Raw genomic sequence first — 18,070 nt, 5'->3', positions numbered from 1 at the left:
CCCAAAAAGTTTCCACCTCATTCTTCAATTATTATGACGAAGCCGGATCAAACCTTAGTATTGCGTCGTCTACCCATTTGGGTGGGTGGCTTGGCTGGCACGCTGCTGATGGTGAATCGCTTAGTCACTCCGGTGTTAACAGAATCTCAGGCCAGGGCAGATGTGCTGGGCGTGATTGCCTGTGCGGTGTTGATCTTAACAGGCCTCTTGTGGCAACGCGTGCAGCCGCGATCGCCCGATGCGGTCGAGCTGGTGGGAGAGGAAGGATTTGAGCTGGATCCCACCTTGCCAGACGACATCAAAACCGAGCTGGCCTGGGCATCCCATCTGCTGCTCACCAACACCGTGACGCGATCGCTGGTAGTTTACTACGACGGCCACACGATCCTGCGACGGGGTATTTTGGGAACGGTTCCCCAGGTAACGCCGGGAACCATTGTGCAACGAGTGATGACCACTCAGAAGCCAGTGTATTTGGTGAAGCTGGATCTTTATCCTGGACGGGTTGAATTCAACTACTTGCCTGACAATACCCAAGGGGTGATCTGCCAACCCCTAGGCGATCGCGGTGTGATCATCCTCGGAGCCAATGTTCCCCGTAGCTACACCGCTCAGGATGAAGCCTGGGTCTCGGGTTTGTCCGACAAACTTGCCCTAACGCTGCAAGACAGGGTTAGTTGTGGTCAACAGGGATAAGTGGGACGACTTAACGATGGGCGAATGGAGCGACGCCGAACTGCTCAAATCCTGATGAGACGAGGGCTGAGCAACGTTGAAACCCGGCACCTTAGCTTCATCGAACGTGAATTCGTTGCTGTAGCGCACCGTTTCATGAGGCTTGGATGCGTTGAGCGGAGCCATACCGCAGGCCATACGCCATCCTATCCATCCATAGAGTTCTTTCATAACATCATCAAACTCAGGTTCATGGAGTTGAGTTCACCCATCTAGACCTCACCAGCACCAGATCATGTCAACCAGCTCACTCCGTCAACGAGTAATCATCGACTTGAATATCTAAAGCAGGAGCATCGCTATCTGCTGAGCCGATGTGGATGCGGGCTGTGTTGCCAAAGCGGGCTAGATAGCGGGCCAGGGACGGCAAGTAGTTCAATACCCGGTGATGGGTAGCAGGGTTAGGACAGTGGATGACAAGAGTCAGCGCATCGACGGTGGTGGTAATTTGCCACTGGCAGCTTAGCAAGAGCGCCTGCATCACTCCATCACAGGATTCATAGAAATAGCGAGACACAGACTGACGCAGTTGCCGATGCAGGAGTTGGTCTAGAGATGAAGGATCCTGAGGCGAGGAGTCATCGGGATGCAGTAGGGGGGGATTCATAGCAAAAAACTCCGTAACGTTTGCATTGAGCGCGATCGCGTCAGAAAAGCTAAGGGACGGTCTAGCTCAAAGAGATATCGTATGGGTCTGCCCTAGGGCAAGGGCCGATCAATACCCCTTTAACATCCTGACAAGGGATCCATGATTCAGACGTAACCTGCAACAAAACGATAGCGGTCTTTTCCATCCGAATCCGCCACATCAGGAACAAATCACCGATTCTTGGGCGATCAAGGTCTCTGCTGATGCAACATTCAGGGTGCGGGCTGCACCAACGGCAAGCTGTCCTAGCAGCACTTGGGCTTCCGGAGATCGGCGTGGAGCCGCCAAGACGGGATAGCCGCTATCGATCAAACGCTGGGTGATCAACTGGGTGAGGCGTGGATAATGCACCATCGACCCCACGAGGGCAACATGGGTCAGCCCTTGTGCTTGGGCTAACTCCATCGCTAAGTCCGCGATCGCATGTCCTAGACCCACCTGAAAGCGGGCTGCCATCAACCCCATGGATTCTCCTTGGCTCAGATCTTCCAGCAAAGCATGCCACATAGAACGGGGATCTAAATAGGGAAGCCGCTGTCCTGTGCGTAAACGCATCTTATCCACCGAGAAGGGATAGGGCGATCGCTCCGCACGGATCCAGTCCGTAGGTTGAATACATTGCTCTAGAGCGTCCCCCCCCTGACCACCATAGTCTGCTGCCTCACGATGCAGGCCGATAGCCGCCGCCACGGCATCAAACCAGCGACTCACGGAGGAGGTTTTCGGCGCTTGGGCTCCAGTAATCATCAATTGGTTCAGCAAGATCCGTGGCTGTGCATGGAGAAACTGAATCAGCTCAAGCTGACCATAGACAGCATTGACATCATCCCAGTCAAACGCAGAAATGAGGTGGGCGTAGGTATTCCGCCAAGGTTCGGCGATCGCCCGCTCATTACCCAGCAGGGGAACCGGCTTCAGCGTAGCCAACCGCTGCACCTGATGGTAGTCTGCTCGGAAAAATTCGCCGCCCCACACCATGCCATCTTCTCCATAGGCCGGTTCATCAAAGGCCAGACCTAACACGGGCCCAGCTTCTAACGGCCAATGGTGCTCGACCAAGCAAGCCGCTATCTGGGCATGGTGCGACTGCACCGGATAAATTTGCACCGGATGGGTGACCACGGAGGAATGGGCATATTGGGGCATCGTTCCCTGGGGCTTGAGCTCTGTGGCGATCGCTTGGGGAGAAGCTTGTCTCCGCCGAGACCTAGAACTCAGGGGCTGGGATGCTAACCAGTTATGGGGCATCGGTAGCGCCAAGGCTCGACCTCGCCGCAATAGACCCACCCGCGAAGGGCGATCGCTCCCTAGGGCTGCCACCGTCGGCGATCGCTCAAAACCTGGGGGAAGGACAACGCCATTGGCCGGGAGCAACGCTCTACTCCTCAAGGAATGACGTTCCAACCGAGCTAACGGGGTCATGTTGATGTCAATATATTGCATACGCTGATCCTGCGCGGCGAACAAATCGTTCTCCTCATGCCCAGAGCCAGCATGAGCCTGCGTGGAGAGGAGATCACGGGATAGTGAAGCGATCGCCATCCTGGAAGCTGGTGGACTGACAAAAGCTGGTAACCCTCACCTCCAAGTCCTTGCCCCAAGGGCGAGGGGAGCCGATCTACCCTTCCGGTGTCCTGTCTCAAGAGCTGAGGTGCGGGCTTTCGGAAATCTGGCTCACAAATTTTCTCAGTCAACCAGTCCTAGACGTTTCTAGGTTAAGACGTCCTATCTTCGATTTTAGCGAAACAGCTTGCTTAGAGCCTGGCCATGGGTTAGGTGTTCAGCAGAACCGCATGTGCTCTTATGCAAAACCTCAAAACCCATCCCTGGATTTTAGAAGAGCTGGCCAAGAAATAGTGTGGCCTAGCTCACCTTGAGGCTATGATTTGCTGCACAGGCTACCCTAGAACCATGAACCACCTAGCCCACCTGCGACTGGCCAACCCTTCCGATGAGGCACGCCTGGGCAACCTCCTCGGTGATTTTGTTAAAGGCTGCCTTGCGAACCATAGCGATCGCTACAGCCCTGTCATCCTCCAAGGCATTCAAACCCATCGCGATATCGACCAATTCACCGATCGCCATCCCGTCCACTGTCGCAGCCGTCAGCGCCTTCAGCCACCCTACCGTCGGCTAGCCGGCATCATTATTGATATCAGTTACGACCATTTTTTAACGCGCAACTGGCATCACTTCTATGCCAACAGCCTTGATCAATTTATTGACGACATCTATCAGCTCCTGTGGCGCGATCGCGATCGCCTCCCAGAATCGTTGCAGCGGGCATTGCCGACCATGATTCAGCAAAACTGGCTGGGCGACTGCCGTACCATGGCTGGGGTCGATCGTACCTTTGCACGAGTAGCCCGCCGGTTTAAGCGTCCAACCTGCTTGGCAACCGCAGGGCAAGAGGTGATGCAGCATTATGATGATTTAGAACAGGATTTCCTAGACTTTTTCCCAAGGTTGATGCACTACGCAAAAGAGCTACAAAGGGATTTGTGACCAGAGAGCGATCGCTCCTTATCATAATGATTGTCTAAACTTATCTGCAGGACACCCTAGAAGATATGCAATCTGGTGACGTTGATATCTATCATTGCCCTAGGTGAGGTTTTATCAAGAGTCTAGTTGTCATACCACCCTGCATAGATGGCTAATACGCTGAGACGGACGTGATCCACCTAGTTGCTAAAGCAGAAACCCTTATGTGTCCTGAACTTCCTTTTCGTTCTTCTGTCTTCGTTCTTCTGTCTTCGTTCTTCTATTTTTCGGTACTAGGCTGATCCAAATCTGCGTACCATCCCAATCAGAGTGGCTATACAGACGATTTTCAGCCTAGCCCGCCTCAGCAGCAGCATCTTCAACTAAAGTCTAGTTATTTGCTCTTATAAGGGGTGTTATGATGCTTAGGAAAGATTTAGCAGGAGTCAGATGGGCTAGGGCATCCAAAGATTAGGGTGTTTTGAACCCATGTAGGCGTTGCTGAATGAGGCGATGAAATTGGCATGGTAGCAAGATGCTCCCACTCATTCACCATCAAGGTAGTGTGAGCGTTTCGCTCACGGTTTCTTAGCGCAAATCAGCAAATGGTCGATTCAGCAACGCCCCCGTGTAGGCGGGTTTGGTCTGTATAGCTGCCAGAGCGCGGGGATTTGCCGTCTCAACTGAATGGATGACCGCTATATATTCAGTACAACGAGCAGTTAAGCGGAAGAGGCAGTCTCAACTAATCGCGTCAGCGGAGGGTTCATGGCTATGAACATCATCGGCGAACTTGCACAGCTTATCGATCACAAGCGCGACGCCTTGCTTGCTGAGTGGCGGGCCCAAGTCCGGACACTCCCAGCAGCGCGGGATCTCGACGTGCCGAACCTCAACGATCACATGCCCCATCTGCTGACAGAACTTGCAACCGCCCTCCGAGTCGGGTCAAGCGAGACGATCGCCCAAGCCCTTGTCGGCGACAGTCCATCCACCCACGGCTTGCAGCGGGCCAAAGACGCCTTCGATATTGAGGAGGTGGTTGCCGAATACAACATCCTGCGCGGCTGTATCCACGACCTAGCCGATCGGAATGGTTTGAGCATACAGGGAAGGCCGTTCCATGTTCTCAACCGCGTCCTCGATGGAGCGATCGGGTCGGCTGTGCAGTCATTTGCTACCCATAAGGCAGTCGAGGTGCAACGGCAGCGAGAGCAGTATTTATCGTTCGTAGCCCATGACCTGCGCACGCCCCTGAATGCCATTGCGCTTTCCGCGCGGGTTCTCGAAAAGCTCCTTGCTCGGGATTGTACCGAAGCGCCACAAGCTACACAGATGATCAAGATTCTCAACCGGAATGTTCACCACCTAGAAGAGTTAATCAGTAAGGTCATCAAGGAGAACACCAATTTGGTACCCGAGGTCGGCGTTAAGTTGGCGCGCCGGAACTTTGATCTGTGGCCCTTGGTCGAAGTCCTCATCCATGACCTCTACCCCGTTGACGGGACAAGCACCACTCGCCTGACCAATACCGTACCCGAGGATTTTGTCGCCTACGCTGATGCCAGCCTGGTGAGACGGATTTTCCAAAACCTGATCTCCAACGCGATCGCCTATACGCCGCACGGGGAAGTCATCATCGGTGCGCGTGAGATAGGTGTGGCAGGTGATGTTGAGTGTTTCGTTCAAGACAATGGGGGCGGGATCTCGCCGGAGCGCTGCCAGACCGTGTTCGAGAAACACGAAACAGATCCCGATAAGAAAGGAGGTTTTGGGCTGGGTCTCGCCATCGTTAAAACGTTTGTCGAAGCGCACGACGGGGTCGTGACCTTAGAGAGCGAACTCGGTGTCGGCTCAATATTCCGGTTTACGCTCCCCGGACGACAAAGGTAGCGGCAACGCCCGGTTAGGCAAAGAACTTCAGCATAATAGTCGGTATTTCAAGGGCGATCGCCCATCTCGTAGAATGCTCTAGCGCAGCATCACGCATCCTCCTAAGAAACCAATGCGTATTAACCAACTCCAGCAATATGATTCCATGGATAAAGGAGCAACCAATTTTCCTGGGAGGGGTGTAGCTATGACATCATCCATAGGACAGAACAGCATCTGCATAACAGCCTAAAGAATACTGCTATACGGATAATTTTCAGCCTAGCCCGCATCAGTTGAAGAGCATTCAACTATGGTCTAGCTATTTGACCTGATGAGGGATGTTATGATGACCTGAGAGGATACATTCAGCATAAACAACAGTTGAGCTGCTTAGCTTTTGGTTGGGACGGTGCATGACAACTGTCCATTAGATTTCCAGGCATACATGGAGCAAGTTTTTCTGGCTGAGATGCTCAGGCGATTTGAGGGTAAAGTTTTTCATGAAGCCTGGTTTGAATAAGGGGCAATTAGTAAAGTGGAACGATGATAGAGGGTTTGGATTTATCAAGCCCAGCGAAAGCGGAGAAGAGGTTTTTCTCCATATCAGTGCCATAAGAACAACGGGTCGTCGCCCAAAAGTTGGAGACACCATTTTCTATGAGTTAGTCACTCAATCGGATGGAAAAACTCGTGCTTCTGGTGCTGCAATTCAAGGCGTTGTTTCCCAATCTTCAACATTACAAAACGTAAAACCTGCGCCAAACAAGCAGAGAAGTGCGCCAAGCAAGCGGAGAAGAAGGAAAGGTGGATTGATCGAAACTATCCTTGGTCTCTTTGTCCTTGTCATTATGGCCGGCATTGTTCTGCTTCAGATACAGAGCAGTCCTAGCCGCTCACCCACACCAATTGCATCAATTGTAAAACCAGACTGTGTTGTCAAAGGTAATATTTCAATTTCCACGGGGGCTAGGCTTTATCATGTTCCAGGCATGAGAGATTACAGCGGAACAATCATTGATCCTAGCAAGGGAGAAAGGTGGTTCTGCTCAGAATCAGAAGCGGTTGCAGCAGGTTGGCAGAGAGCACCAAGATAGCGTTGCAACCCAATCATTCGGTTCAAAAGATAATTAAAAGCCACCCATGGTGAAGTGACCTTTAACTTACCTTCACTCCACTGAGTTGCTGTACTACCCAGGGCGATCGCTTATCTGCAAGATGCGTTGGCTACTCGGCTACTTAATGGTTGCAATGATCGCAACAGATGTAATTCCTAGGTTACTCCATAGGCACAATAATTAAATAGCGACGTTGTTTGTTAGCTTACCCATTAAATTCTGGCGCGCTCGGTAGGGGTTCGCCTCACATCATTTCAACCGTTAGACAGCAACGGCGTATCAAACCAATGCAATCAAAGAAAGAGAGTTGATGCTGTATGATAGGTCTCTACACAGCACTTTTTTTAGCAAAAGAGCAATGCGCAAATTTGTGATGCATGGTGACGGTTTACCCCAATGGTCTTCGCCTATTAGCCATGCCGTCGTTGTAGATAATATCTGTTATCTCAGTGGTCAACTTTCCATTAACGAGTCTGGTGACTATATTCCAGGTACCGTCCGCGATGAAGCCGAGCGGGCTTTTAGTAACCTTTTCGCCGCCCTTCGAGCTGCAGACTTCTCCGTAGACGATCTCACCTTTATTGATATTGCCTTTATTGACCTCAATGACGTAGCGGAAGTCAATAAGCTATACGCTGATCTATTTCCAGAAGATCGACGACCCGCTAGGACAATCTATCAGGCAGCAGCGCTTCCTTTTGGTGGTCGAGTGAAGGTCATGGGAGTCGCTATCAAAGAGCGATCGCTTGACTCATGATAGACAGGTAAGCGATCGCTCTGGAATGGGCCTTGGGATGGGCGATCGCCCTAGGTTTGAGACGCTAGACAGTAGCGATCGCGTCCCTGTTGTTTCGCTGCATAGAGGGCCTGATCCGCCGCCGCAAAAAGACTATGGGGCGATCGCTCCTCGGAGGGAATGAAGCTAGCAATGCCCATACTGGCAGTTACGTGGGCACTGACGCTGGAATCGGCATGGGGAATTTGCAACTGGGCGATCGCTGCTGACACTTGCTGGGCCACATGGATGGCACCCACTTCACTGGTATTGGGAAGAATAATCGCCAACTCTTCACCTCCGTAGCGGGCGACTAGATCTGCCGGTCGGCGAATCGTCGCGGTTAAGGCTTGGGCGATCCGCTTCAGGCAATCATCGCCTGCTTGGTGTCCATAGCGATCGTTGTAGGATTTGAAGTAGTCCACATCGCAGACAATCAACGACAGCGGCAGTTGTTCCCGTCGCAGCCGTCGCCATTCTTGATCGAGGTAAGCATCAAATCGACGGCGGTTGGCCAACTGGGTGAGACCATCCAGATTCGCTAAGCGCTGTAGCTCTAGATTCGCCATCTGCAATTCCATTTCCGATTGCTTTTGGCGGGTGATGTCTCGAAAGGTAACCGCAAAGCCATCCCCTAGTTTGACAGACACCAGTTGGAACCAGGTTTCAATGCCTTCGTAGACATGGTAGAGTTCGCGCTCTAGCACCTGTCCGGTTTCGACCACGTTGGCCAAGGACGGGAATAATGCACTATCGACCTTATCCAACAGCGATCGCAGCAGTAATTTGCCGGTGAGATCTTCGCGCCGTTGTCCCACCAGCCGTGCCGCAACGGGGTTGACCACCAAGCAACGAAAATCGGCAATTTCTCCCAAGCGATCGCGCACCGACTGGGCCGCGCCAACCCCGTCTAGGGAACTGTTTAACACACTCGCCAGCAGCGCCCGAGATTGATAAAGAATTTCCTCCGTCTGCTGCCGCGTTTCAATTTCCTGCTGCAGGCGAGTATTCTGTTCACAGAGCTGCTGCCGCTGCCGCTGAATGGTGAGATGGTTTTCCAACCGGGCCAGCACCTCTTCCACCTGGAATGGCTTGCTGACATAGTCCGATCCCCCCACCTGGAACGCACGCACCTTATCGAGGCTGTCATCGAGGGCGCTAAGGAAAATCACGGGAATGTGACTGGTTTTAGGATTGGCTTTGAGCGACCTGCAAACCTCATACCCATTTAGGCTGGGCATGTTAATGTCGAGCAAGATCAAGTCTGGCAGGCGAATATCAATGGCATTGAGAGCCATCTCGCCGTTGGTTGCCTTGCGAACTTTGTAACCCTGTTCAATGAGCAAGGTTGACAGGAGACGAATGTTATCCGGTTGGTCGTCTACCACAAGGATGTCAGCCTTGGCGGAGGAGTGAGGAGCGCTAGTCATGCTGCAAGCTGGCCAATTGAGTAATGTGATCGAAGTGGAAATTGTTGGTCAGATCAGTCAGTCCGTTAATCAGGGAGGCATGGCAGGATGGAATGTCCTGAATGAGACCATGCAGGTATTCATCATCACCGCTGCGGGCGGCGGTGTATAGCTCCTGAACCCAGGTGGGGGGCATCACCGATAGGTCTTCAGGGGTGAGATCGAGGGGATCCAGGGTTGCTGGGGGGGCGATCGCCTGCTCTTCGTAAACGTAGCGCAGACCCAGGTAGTCTGCCATTTTGCTAAATAAATCAGCTTCTCGAAACGGCTTACGGACAAAGTCGTTGCAACCTGCGGATAGTACCACAAGTTTTTCCTCTTCTAGGGCGCTGGCCGTCAAGGCCAGAATCACCGTCGCCTGTCCTTTAAGGGATGCGCGAATTTGCTTGGTGGCCTCATAGCCATCCATCACCGGCATCCGCATATCCATCCAAATGAGATGGGGATCCCATTCTTCCCAGATGGCGATCGCTGTCTGGCCATGCTCTGCCTCCCGCACCAGCAGGCCAATGGGGGTGAGTAGCTTCATCAGCAGTTGACGATTTTCCCACTTATCATCCACCACCAAAATGCGGTATTGGGGCAAACCCGGTACGAGGCCAATGACCCGGCGATCGGAGATCTGGGGCTGCACATCGGTTGCGCTCACGGGCATAGCTTGAATATAAAACTGAAACTGGGATCCTTGTTGGGGGATGCTGCGAACCGTGATTTCCCCGCCCATGAGCTGAATAAATTTTCGGCTAATGGGCAAACCTAAACCTGTCCCCTGGTTAGACAGCCTCCCACTTTCGGTTTGGGCAAAGGCTTCAAACAAGAAATCGAGTTCATGGTCGGCAATGCCTACCCCCGTATCGATCACCTCAAACTGAATCATCCAAGGGGTTGGCGGTGAGGTGAGCTTGGGCTTCGATGGCACCCAGGCGCGCAGGGTCACACAGCCTGCTTCGGTAAATTTAATGGCATTACTCAGCAGGTTGAGCAACACTTGGCGGAGCTTGCGCTGGTCGGTGTTGACATAGCGTGGCACATCCGGGGCGATCGCCACGTTGAGATCCAACCCTTTCCCCTCTGCCCGCAGTTGCATCATGGTGTGCAGCGCTTCTAATAACCCGTAGAGGTCAACATTATCGGAGGACAGCACCGTCTTGCCTGCCTCAATTTTGGACATTTCCAACACATCATTGATCAAATCTAGGAGATGTTCACCGGCCCGATGAATGATTTCCAGATTTTCTCGATGCTCATTAGAAATACTGCTGTCCCGCAGCATAATTTGAGTGAAGCCAATCACGGCATTGAGAGGCGTCCGTAGCTCATGGCTCATATTGGCCAAAAACTCACTCTTGGCCTTGTTGGCCGCATCTGCCGACTCCTTCGCGGCCTGCAGCGCTAGTTCAGCCCGCTTGCGATCGCTGATATCCCGCACCAGCCCTTCGTAATAGAGAATGTCTCCGTTGGCATCCCGCACCACTCTTGCCGTTTCCGAAATCCACACATGGCTACCATCGCGGCGACGGATTTCAGACTCAAAATTGGCGATCAGATCCTCTTGGTGGAGAATGGCCAGAAACTCCGCCCGTCGATTGGGATGACTATACAAATCCGAAGCATTGAACTGCGACTCTAGAAATTCCTCCGTGGTGGCATAGCCGTAGAGCTGCACCAAGGCTAAATTGGCTGCTAAATATCGCCCATCGGTCGTCGTTTGGAAAATACCGTCAACGGCGTTTTCAAAAATGCTGCGATAGTTCAGCTCCGCCTGCTTCAGCGCCTGCTCAATTTTCTTGCGCTGCGTAATATCTTCAATCACCGACAAAATGCAGGGATTACCGTTGACTGGAATAATATCGGCGGAGACGATGCCGGTAATAATTTGCCCCGACTTGGTGACAAACTCATGCTCCTGCCCCCGCACCACCCCCTGTTCTTGCAGCAGTTGGCGAAATTGCTCGCGGGAGTCTAGGTTATTCCAGTTATTAAACTCCAGCGTAGTGCGTCCGACAACTTCATCCCGCTCATAGCCAAAGGTTTCCAAGAAACGATTGTTGACTTCAATGTAGCGGCGATCGCTGAGGTCAGTAATCGACAAAATGACGGGACTGGCGCGAAAAGCAATGGAGAACTTAGCCTCCGACTGCCGCAGGGTTTCTTCAAGCTGGGCCTGCTCATGCAAAATTTGGGCATGGTTGTGGGTTTGCTCGGCCAGAGCCTGGGTGCGCTGTTCAATTTGCTGAACAATCTGTTGGTTGATCTGGGCTAGCTGCGCATGGTGCTGCTGTTGCTGGATTTCCAGCACATACTGCCGCAGGGCTTGGTGTAGGACAAGGCGCAGGCTAGGACGGTGTAAGGGTTTCAGCAGCAGACGATGGCTGGGCGATCGCTGAAAAAGAGCATCTGCTGAATCGCAGGGTTCCACCAGGCTAATGCCCACGGTTTGCGGAGACTGGCTCTGCAGCACCTCCCAGAAGCGATCGCCCCAGTCTGGCTCAACGCAGTCCATGAGGGCGATCGGGATAGCCTGCTCCGCCGCTTGGCAAGTTTGTACAACATCCAGGGCTGCCTGCCAATGGTCAAACGTGCGCACGTCCAGGCTGGCATGGTTCAGAAGTTCAGCATCCAAGATCTTACAGATGCTTGATAGTTCCTGCTCAAGTAGGACAGCAAGACTACTCTGGGAACTAATGCATAAAACGGTGAGATGGGCCATGCTCGTACGGGGATAGGTCGTAGAAAGCGTCACGGTAGAGAAGACAGCGATCGCTGAGGGGTTAGCACAGGGACGATGACCTCATCCCCTAACCCCTTCTCCCCAAAAAGGGCGAAGGGGGACTGGATTCAAAGTCCCTCTCCCGCTCTGGGAGAGGGATTTAGGGTGAGGGCTACAAAAGTGGGCTATACCCGATCGCCTAGGGGTTAGCACGGGGACGATGACAGAATCTTAGCCCAGATTCGGGATCAGCATATGGTCAAGACGGGCTGCCTAGGGCTGCATATGATCGGGATAACCCAGGATGGGCTTGGGGTCGGGCGGCTGGTAGGTGAGGGCTTTACTGGTATATTTCTTCAGCCCCACCACCGCCTCCGCTAGTTTCACCGCCGCTGCGACAGCATCAATCACCGGAATGCCCAGCCGGGCTTCCAGTTCATGATCTAGCCCCGCCATGCCAGCACAGCCGAGACAGACAGCTTCGAGGCGATCGCTGGCCATGGCATCCCGGATCTCTCGCTCCAGGGCATCCACCGTGGCGGGGCGATCGGTCTCCGTTTGGGTTACCGGAATGCCCGTGGTGCGAATAGAGACGCAGCGATGGCTAAAGCCAGCTTTGTGAATCGTTTTTTCAATCATATCCAGAGTGCGATGCTGGGTGGTGACCACGCCCCAACGGGCCGCCAGCATATTGGCCACATACATACTGGCTTCCGCCACGCCAATCACCGGACAACGGGTGAGTTCCCGCGCTGCTTCTATGCCCGGATCACCCCAGCAGGCCAGAATAAAAGCATCGAAATCATCACCTGATAAGATAATTTCTTCTAGAATGCCAGGAATAGCTAAATATTCATCATAGTAGCTTTCAACAGACTGAGGCCCCGATCGCGGCTGGGTGGTGACGATTTCAACATGGGGCGATCGCACCTGTTGAGCAATGCGATCAATCTCCTGCGTCATCAACTCAAACGTATTGCCATTAATGACCTTAATCCGCATAGACAGCCCTTAGTGTAAAAATTGAAGTAAGTTGCTGGCGTTAAAATAACTAGAGCGATCCAGATCAACTCTAGACATTTTATCCAGCCTGTTTTCAGGATAACGGGGGCAGATCAAACTGGACTGGCATCACCCAAGGAAGCGAGAATAGCTCCTAGGTCTAGATAGGCTTCTCCCACATCAGCGATCGCATCCAGCAACATTTCCCGCTGTTCGCGGTAGTTGGAGATGCCTGTAGGTAAGGAGGACAGCCCGCGCTGTTGGCGCAGACGGTTCAGCCAGGTGCGTCGCCATGGGCCATTATCGAATAAGCCATGGAGATGCGTGCCCCAGAGAAGCTGAGCGTTGTCTACGACGCCTAGATTGCGATCGTCAAATAAGGCGGTAAAAGGTGACTCACCGGTTTCATTAACATCTTTATCCAAAGTGTGACTACGTCCTTGGCAGAACTCATAGCCCACCACCGGCAATCCTGCCTGGGGATAGTTAGAGGTCACCGATCGCTGCCTCGCTGTTTTTTGGGAAGTAATCACTGTTTTCAAGGGAATAAGTTCTAGTCCCTTAAAGCGTCCTTCCTGACCTTCAATGCCCTCCGGATCTGCCAATAGCTTACCCATCATTTGAAAGCCACCACAAATCCCCAAGACAGTGCCACCCGCCGCTGCATAGTTTTGCAATTGTTCAGCCATGCCAGTGCGCTGCAGGGTTAGCAAATCAGCGATGGTAGATTTGGAGCCGGGGATAATCACCGCATCAGGATAGCCCAGGGTTTCCTTCAAACCTACGTAGCGCAGAGAAACGCTGGACTCCGATCGCAGGGGATCAAAGTCCGTCAGGTTAGAAATTCGCGGTAGCTTGATAATCGAGATATTGACTTCGCGACCGCTATCGTGGGTACGATGATCAATTAAGGAAAGAGATTCAATGGCAGGAAAGTTTTGGTCGAGGTAGGGAATCGTACCCACCACCGGAATGCCTGTGCGCTCTACCAGGGTTTGAATGGTGGATTGCAGCAGCGATCGCGATCCGTGAACCTTGTTGAGGATGAGTCCCGCTACCCGCGATCGCTCGTCAGGTTCCAGAGTTTCCAGGGTTCCTAAAACTTGCGCAAACGCTCCATCTCGCTCTAGGTCAACCACCAAAAAAACTGCTGCATCAAGGGACTGAGCTACCCGAAAATTAGAAACATCGTAGGGTTTAATCGGCAGCTCTGACGGTGTCCCCTCTCCTTCGCAGACCAGCACATCAAACTCATCTTTGAGTCGATGCAAGGCGTCTTGAATTACCCGCCATGCTGCTTCATGGTGCTGCGGATAATAGTCCGATAGATTAATTTCACCAATTGCCGTTTTGCCAGCAAACACCACGCGGGCGATCGCTGCATCTTGAAGCTTGAGGACGATGGGATTCATATCCACCCGTGGCAGGGTTTGGGCTGCCCAGGCCTGCACCGCCTGCGCATAGCCAATTTCGCCACCGCTCGATGTAAAGTACGTGCTCACCCCACAGGTTTGGGCCTTAAAGGGGCCAACTCGCCAGCCTTGGCGAACCAAAATTCGGGACAAGGCCGTCACCAGCAGCGATTTTCCCGATCGGGAAAGCGTTCCCAACAGCATAATTGCCTTCATGTCAGTGCCTCCCACTGGTGCATTACTGTAGCCATTCTGACCAGCGTATCCATCGACTTAGGGTATTGAGGATGCGATCCAGCCAAGATGGCGGTGGCATCGTTTTGGCTGAATGCCACTGATCCAGCAGCAACCGACCTAGGGGGGTCAACCGAAAACTATCGGTTAAGCCTTGTCCATCCACTTCCCGACGCAGCATCCCCACCTGGATCAGCCACAGAAGTTCTGACTCTGCGACCAATTCCGCCACAGGACGACGAGTATAGCCCAGCTTGCGGCCCGATTCTCCAGCGATCGCCCCTAGGGCAACCCCCTCCCGACTCATAATGACAAATAAAGCCGGGGAAAAGGGCGAACAGCGCACTGCTCGCTCAGCTCGAAGGATCGTGCGGCGTGGATAGCGAGCGAAAATCGGGTTTGACTTTACCGAGGTCATAGATCTGCTAAAGGCCCTAGGGGATAATCACCGAAAGAGGCAGCCTTGCCTGAATCTTCTACATTCTATGCCGGCCCCCGACAAATGCCCAACTTAGCTGACATGGACGCTGGACGTCGCAGCCCCCTCGCTCCCAGAGGCTTCGCTCAGCCAGCGTAGCCCCTGGGAACGTCTCCCGAAGGAAGAAAGCCAAAAAACCATCGTTCCCTAGCCCCTCTGGGGCAGCTACGCCAACGACTTCGCACAGGGAAATCGTTCGCTCAGGGAACTCGTCGGCTCTGAGAACTCGTTCGCACAGGGAAACAATGAGCCCAGGAAACCCTAGTGCCCCACTACTCAATGACTAGAAGAAGACTAGAAGAATGCCGTGAGTACCTTGGCATAGCCCCAGACATCACTCCCGAGATTCCGACGGTTCATTTTCTTGACTGAGCAATTGTTCTAGCCGATCCTTCGACCAATATTCCGTGGAAAGGGAAATGGTGATAATTTCCGACAGCTTAATCAACCAAACGGTTCGCTCACAGCAATCGTCTCCCTCATCCGGTGTAGGAATATACAGATCGAGCAGCTCCACAAAGTCTGCATCGAGATAAATGGGCACCCCCATAAAGTCGCCATGGGGCAGCCGCACTCGAACTTCATGGCCTTGGCGAAATGCCTCTTGAAGTCGAATGTAGAGCCGATTTTGTCTGGGGTTAATGTCTAGCATCATATCTCTACTGCTTAGTTCATACATGGGGGCGATCGCTCATCTATGGGCGGCGATCGCAGAGGGTTGGGCACATGATTCTAACATCGGGTGCTCAACTCGGCATGGATGGCTGGGGTTCGAGCCACTTGTGTAAAATGTCGCGGGTGGGTTGACGGAAGCCAGACCGTTCATAGAGCGATCGCGCCTTGGGATTATGGTGATCGACCACAAGACTAAGAACTTTGATGCCCTGACGGCGGCAGGTGGTCTCCATCAAGTCCAGCATCTGCGACCCAAGCCCCTGCCCTTGAAACGCTGGTCTTAGGTAGAGCTCATCGAGCAAGGCATCTCGCCCGCCCAGCTCCAGGCTATAGCCAAAGGTAATGATTCCATAACCAGCGATCGCTTGATGGGCTTCCACTAGCCAAAACTGGCCATAGGTCTCGTTTTGCAAAAATTCCGTCAAGACAGGACGAGTCCATGATTCTTGAAACTGAATTCGCTCGATTGCATAGAACTCCTGCATCAGGTTCAGGGCAAGTTCAAGGTCTGCCAGTGTTGCCAAGCGATAGGTCACATCAATCGCCGTTTTGCTCATTGCAGATTAGCTCGTACAGTAATTGTGCATATTCTGGCCATATTGCCCCAAAAAGGGCAACCTTGACCAGTGAATTCTAGAAATCGTGCAAGTGGGCGGGGATGCGTCTAGTCCCAGACTGCCCCGAGCGATCGCCCCATGTTAGTCAAAGCGATCGCCCCTGGCTCTAGGAGTTGTCCTATCTAAACGATTCAACAAGAACGCCCGCAGCTAACAAACATAGGACAATCAAGACGATCCGCCATAGGAATAGAGCAATCAGAAATATAAAGATCTCTGCCACAGGCAGAACGCCCAGGGTGATAGAAACCAATGAGAAGAGAGTGCCACCAAAGACAAACAAGAGCGTATACTTGCCAACCTGGATAGCAGCGCTAAATAACCAATTAGGGGGATAATTCGGTCTCATGGTAGCCTCCCGTTCCGCTAGGGGTAAGTGGATGGAGTGAGTCGAATGATGAGTGGCGTAAAGGTTAGATGAAGAATGGTTGGATAGCAATCACGTAACGCTGATAATGTTGGCACCCCTTACCACGGACATACACACCTAGATCTGTAAATTACGGTTAGGTTGTGCCAGGTTTTGGAGTGAATCGGGAGCTGGGTTGTCTGCCAAGACGACGGGATGGCAACGTTGCCGATCGCTTGTCTTTAAGGAGAGCGGCAACCGTTATCAAAGCCAGGGCAGCGGTAGACGATCATGGCATCACCTCACGATTCCGAGCAGAAGGACACAGAATTTTGCATCCGCCAAAGCTGCATGAACAGTGCCTCTAAGCGATCGCCCAGACAGGTCATGACAATGCCGTCGTGGGTATGGCGATCGCTGGCAATCCATACCCCAGGGAGGCTGACTTCAATCCAGTGTTCGTCAACAGCCTCTAGGGTAATGACTGAATCCTGCGAAAAATGGCGGCATGGATTCGTCCATTCAGCTTGAATGGCCTGTTCTAGATCGGTTCGTTGAATCGCTTGAGTGGAAAACAACAGGGAGGCGCGACTGCTGTGAATGTGCATGCTGTGCCCCGTACGTAGCGCTAGCAAAGCTCGACGAGCGAGCAGCACCTCTAGGGGCTCGGCGACCCGTTCGAGATACAACCCCATATCGGAGTAGGTGAGTTTGAGCATGGATCACCTCTGGGTTAAACCATCTGGATGAGAAAAATGATGAATATAACGATGCGATCGCGGAGCCTAGAGACCAACAAAAACCCCGCTCCTGGTAACTCAGAAGCGGGGTCAAGATCTAGCCCAAGGCTAGGTTTAGGTGACACTGGGTATGACCTGAGGTCGATACCTACCGCTCTGATGGATGACTTGGATTGGATAGACGAAAATAGGGTGATCAATCCCTAGGACATCGGCACTTACATCTAGGTTGTTGGTTTCACGATGGAGCAGGGATACCAATCGGCCGGTATCATCCAACAGGCTGGATACGAGCGATCGCAGCCCAGCGGTCAACGCAGCCCCTACAGGTTCACCTGTCGCCTGGATGCCAAGCCCTAGAGCCCATGCGATCAGCCCATGCCCCAGGAGATGACATACCCCAAGGCTGGAATGCGTGCCATGCCCATGGGTAGCCCGGCACCGATGGTCGGTGCTGCTTGCAGCCAGCGATCGCTCAACGGATACGCCGTTGAGGTGCTGTAGAAGTGGCTGTAGGGCAAGGGGTCTAAACATGGAACTAGCCAGGGTTGAACGGTGAAGATAGAAAAATTTTGAACAATACAGGTCTAAGCAAGATAGATCAATGGCTTGACGCCCAGGAGGGGCAACGGTGAAACCAGTCGGGAATCACAGCCAGACCTGACCTGGAAACTGGAAAGCAGATGCCATTAATCCCAATACAACTCAAGTATCCAAATACTACACTTGTAGCATCTAGAATGTCCAGCTT

16 protein-coding genes are annotated in these 18,070 nt (G+C 52.7%); 5 read left to right on the top strand and 11 right to left on the bottom strand.

Features of this window, described 5'->3' with window-relative positions:
- Nucleotides 1-33: 33 nt before the first annotated feature.
- Complete coding sequence (locus tag JUJ53_RS11425) at nt 34-696, top strand: cofactor assembly of complex C subunit B (RefSeq protein WP_204152138.1); 663 nt, start codon at nt 34-36, stop codon at nt 694-696.
- Between the two features lie 286 nt (nt 697-982).
- On the opposite strand, the gene JUJ53_RS11420 is transcribed toward JUJ53_RS11425, so the two are convergent.
- On the bottom strand, nt 983-1,342 hold the full coding sequence (locus JUJ53_RS11420; protein WP_204152137.1) for a hypothetical protein: 360 nt from the start codon (nt 1,340-1,342) through the stop codon (nt 983-985).
- Nucleotides 1,343-1,543: 201 nt separating this feature from the next.
- Nucleotides 1,544-2,827, bottom strand: a complete 1,284-nt coding sequence (locus tag JUJ53_RS11415; RefSeq protein WP_204152136.1) for a hypothetical protein — start codon at nt 2,825-2,827, stop codon at nt 1,544-1,546.
- Between the two features lie 468 nt (nt 2,828-3,295).
- On the opposite strand from JUJ53_RS11415, the gene JUJ53_RS11410 reads away from it, so the two are divergent.
- The 4 genes from JUJ53_RS11410 to JUJ53_RS11395 all read left to right on the top strand — a co-directional run bounded on the left by JUJ53_RS11410 (nt 3,296) and on the right by JUJ53_RS11395 (nt 7,615).
- Nucleotides 3,296-3,889 carry an ACP phosphodiesterase gene (locus JUJ53_RS11410; RefSeq protein WP_204152135.1) on the top strand — a complete coding sequence of 198 codons (594 nt, stop codon included), beginning with the start codon at nt 3,296-3,298 and terminating at the stop codon, nt 3,887-3,889.
- A 753-nt stretch (nt 3,890-4,642) separates the two neighbouring features.
- Nucleotides 4,643-5,761, top strand: a complete 1,119-nt coding sequence (locus JUJ53_RS11405) for a sensor histidine kinase (protein WP_204152134.1) — start codon at nt 4,643-4,645, stop codon at nt 5,759-5,761.
- Between the two features lie 482 nt (nt 5,762-6,243).
- Nucleotides 6,244-6,837, top strand: a complete 594-nt coding sequence (locus JUJ53_RS11400; RefSeq protein ID WP_204152133.1) for a cold shock domain-containing protein — start codon at nt 6,244-6,246, stop codon at nt 6,835-6,837.
- 379 nt (nt 6,838-7,216) lie between these two features.
- Nucleotides 7,217-7,615 (top strand): RidA family protein, encoded by a 399-nt coding sequence (locus tag JUJ53_RS11395; RefSeq protein WP_204152132.1) that lies wholly within the window; start codon nt 7,217-7,219, stop codon nt 7,613-7,615.
- Nucleotides 7,616-7,665: 50 nt separating this feature from the next.
- Here the strand turns inward: JUJ53_RS11395 and JUJ53_RS11390 are convergent, their stop codons facing one another.
- The 9 genes from JUJ53_RS11390 to JUJ53_RS11350 all read right to left on the bottom strand — a co-directional run bounded on the left by JUJ53_RS11390 (nt 7,666) and on the right by JUJ53_RS11350 (nt 17,853).
- Nucleotides 7,666-9,063, bottom strand: a complete 1,398-nt coding sequence (locus JUJ53_RS11390) for a diguanylate cyclase (protein ID WP_204152131.1) — start codon at nt 9,061-9,063, stop codon at nt 7,666-7,668.
- Complete coding sequence (locus JUJ53_RS11385; protein ID WP_204152130.1) at nt 9,056-11,725, bottom strand: PAS domain-containing hybrid sensor histidine kinase/response regulator; 2,670 nt, start codon at nt 11,723-11,725, stop codon at nt 9,056-9,058. Before JUJ53_RS11385 ends, JUJ53_RS11390 begins: the two co-directional genes overlap by 8 nt.
- Before the next feature lie 360 nt (nt 11,726-12,085).
- Nucleotides 12,086-12,814 carry an aspartate/glutamate racemase family protein gene (locus JUJ53_RS11380; protein WP_204152129.1) on the bottom strand — a complete coding sequence of 243 codons (729 nt, stop codon included), beginning with the start codon at nt 12,812-12,814 and terminating at the stop codon, nt 12,086-12,088.
- Nucleotides 12,815-12,927: 113 nt separating this feature from the next.
- Nucleotides 12,928-14,442, bottom strand: a complete 1,515-nt coding sequence (gene cobQ / locus JUJ53_RS11375) for a cobyric acid synthase CobQ (protein WP_204152128.1) — start codon at nt 14,440-14,442, stop codon at nt 12,928-12,930.
- 22 nt (nt 14,443-14,464) lie between these two features.
- The gene (locus tag JUJ53_RS11370; RefSeq protein WP_204152127.1) at nt 14,465-14,878 is read right to left on the bottom strand and encodes an Npun_F0494 family protein; all 414 of its coding nucleotides are present in this window, start codon (nt 14,876-14,878) and stop codon (nt 14,465-14,467) included.
- A gap of 394 nt (nt 14,879-15,272) precedes the next feature.
- A complete protein-coding gene (locus JUJ53_RS11365; protein ID WP_239124984.1) occupies nt 15,273-15,590 on the bottom strand; it encodes a hypothetical protein in 318 nt (105 codons plus the stop codon).
- A 94-nt stretch (nt 15,591-15,684) separates the two neighbouring features.
- Nucleotides 15,685-16,170, bottom strand: coding sequence for a GNAT family N-acetyltransferase (locus JUJ53_RS11360; protein ID WP_204152125.1), 486 nt, complete (start codon nt 16,168-16,170; stop codon nt 15,685-15,687).
- A 711-nt stretch (nt 16,171-16,881) separates the two neighbouring features.
- Entirely contained in the window at nt 16,882-17,298 is a 417-nt protein-coding gene (locus tag JUJ53_RS11355) for an alr0857 family protein (protein ID WP_204152124.1), read from the bottom strand.
- 135 nt (nt 17,299-17,433) lie between these two features.
- Nucleotides 17,434-17,853 carry a hypothetical protein gene (locus JUJ53_RS11350; RefSeq protein WP_204152123.1) on the bottom strand — a complete coding sequence of 140 codons (420 nt, stop codon included), beginning with the start codon at nt 17,851-17,853 and terminating at the stop codon, nt 17,434-17,436.
- Nucleotides 17,854-18,070 lie beyond the last annotated feature (217 nt).

The organism is Leptolyngbya sp. CCY15150 (assembly GCF_016888135.1).
Lineage (GTDB): Bacteria > Cyanobacteriota > Cyanobacteriia > RECH01 > RECH01 > RECH01.
This window is presented reverse-complemented; position numbering and strand designations above follow the sequence as displayed.

What these genes read in the sequence shown, in the direction of transcription:
- JUJ53_RS11425 (WP_204152138.1), top strand. Translation starts at nt 34, where the DNA reads ATGACGAAGCCGGATCAAACCTTAGTATTGCGTCGTCTACCCATTTGG.
- JUJ53_RS11420 (WP_204152137.1), bottom strand. Translation starts at nt 1,342, where the DNA reads ATGAATCCCCCCCTACTGCATCCCGATGACTCCTCGCCTCAGGATCCT.
- JUJ53_RS11415 (WP_204152136.1), bottom strand. Translation starts at nt 2,827, where the DNA reads ATGCAATATATTGACATCAACATGACCCCGTTAGCTCGGTTGGAACGT.
- JUJ53_RS11410 (WP_204152135.1), top strand. Translation starts at nt 3,296, where the DNA reads ATGAACCACCTAGCCCACCTGCGACTGGCCAACCCTTCCGATGAGGCA.
- JUJ53_RS11405 (WP_204152134.1), top strand. Translation starts at nt 4,643, where the DNA reads ATGAACATCATCGGCGAACTTGCACAGCTTATCGATCACAAGCGCGAC.
- JUJ53_RS11400 (WP_204152133.1), top strand. Translation starts at nt 6,244, where the DNA reads ATGAAGCCTGGTTTGAATAAGGGGCAATTAGTAAAGTGGAACGATGAT.
- JUJ53_RS11395 (WP_204152132.1), top strand. Translation starts at nt 7,217, where the DNA reads ATGCGCAAATTTGTGATGCATGGTGACGGTTTACCCCAATGGTCTTCG.
- JUJ53_RS11390 (WP_204152131.1), bottom strand. Translation starts at nt 9,063, where the DNA reads ATGACTAGCGCTCCTCACTCCTCCGCCAAGGCTGACATCCTTGTGGTA.
- JUJ53_RS11380 (WP_204152129.1), bottom strand. Translation starts at nt 12,814, where the DNA reads ATGCGGATTAAGGTCATTAATGGCAATACGTTTGAGTTGATGACGCAG.
- cobQ (WP_204152128.1), bottom strand. Translation starts at nt 14,442, where the DNA reads ATGAAGGCAATTATGCTGTTGGGAACGCTTTCCCGATCGGGAAAATCG.
- JUJ53_RS11370 (WP_204152127.1), bottom strand. Translation starts at nt 14,878, where the DNA reads ATGACCTCGGTAAAGTCAAACCCGATTTTCGCTCGCTATCCACGCCGC.
- JUJ53_RS11365 (WP_239124984.1), bottom strand. Translation starts at nt 15,590, where the DNA reads ATGCTAGACATTAACCCCAGACAAAATCGGCTCTACATTCGACTTCAA.
- JUJ53_RS11360 (WP_204152125.1), bottom strand. Translation starts at nt 16,170, where the DNA reads ATGAGCAAAACGGCGATTGATGTGACCTATCGCTTGGCAACACTGGCA.
- JUJ53_RS11355 (WP_204152124.1), bottom strand. Translation starts at nt 17,298, where the DNA reads ATGCTCAAACTCACCTACTCCGATATGGGGTTGTATCTCGAACGGGTC.
- JUJ53_RS11350 (WP_204152123.1), bottom strand. Translation starts at nt 17,853, where the DNA reads ATGTTTAGACCCCTTGCCCTACAGCCACTTCTACAGCACCTCAACGGC.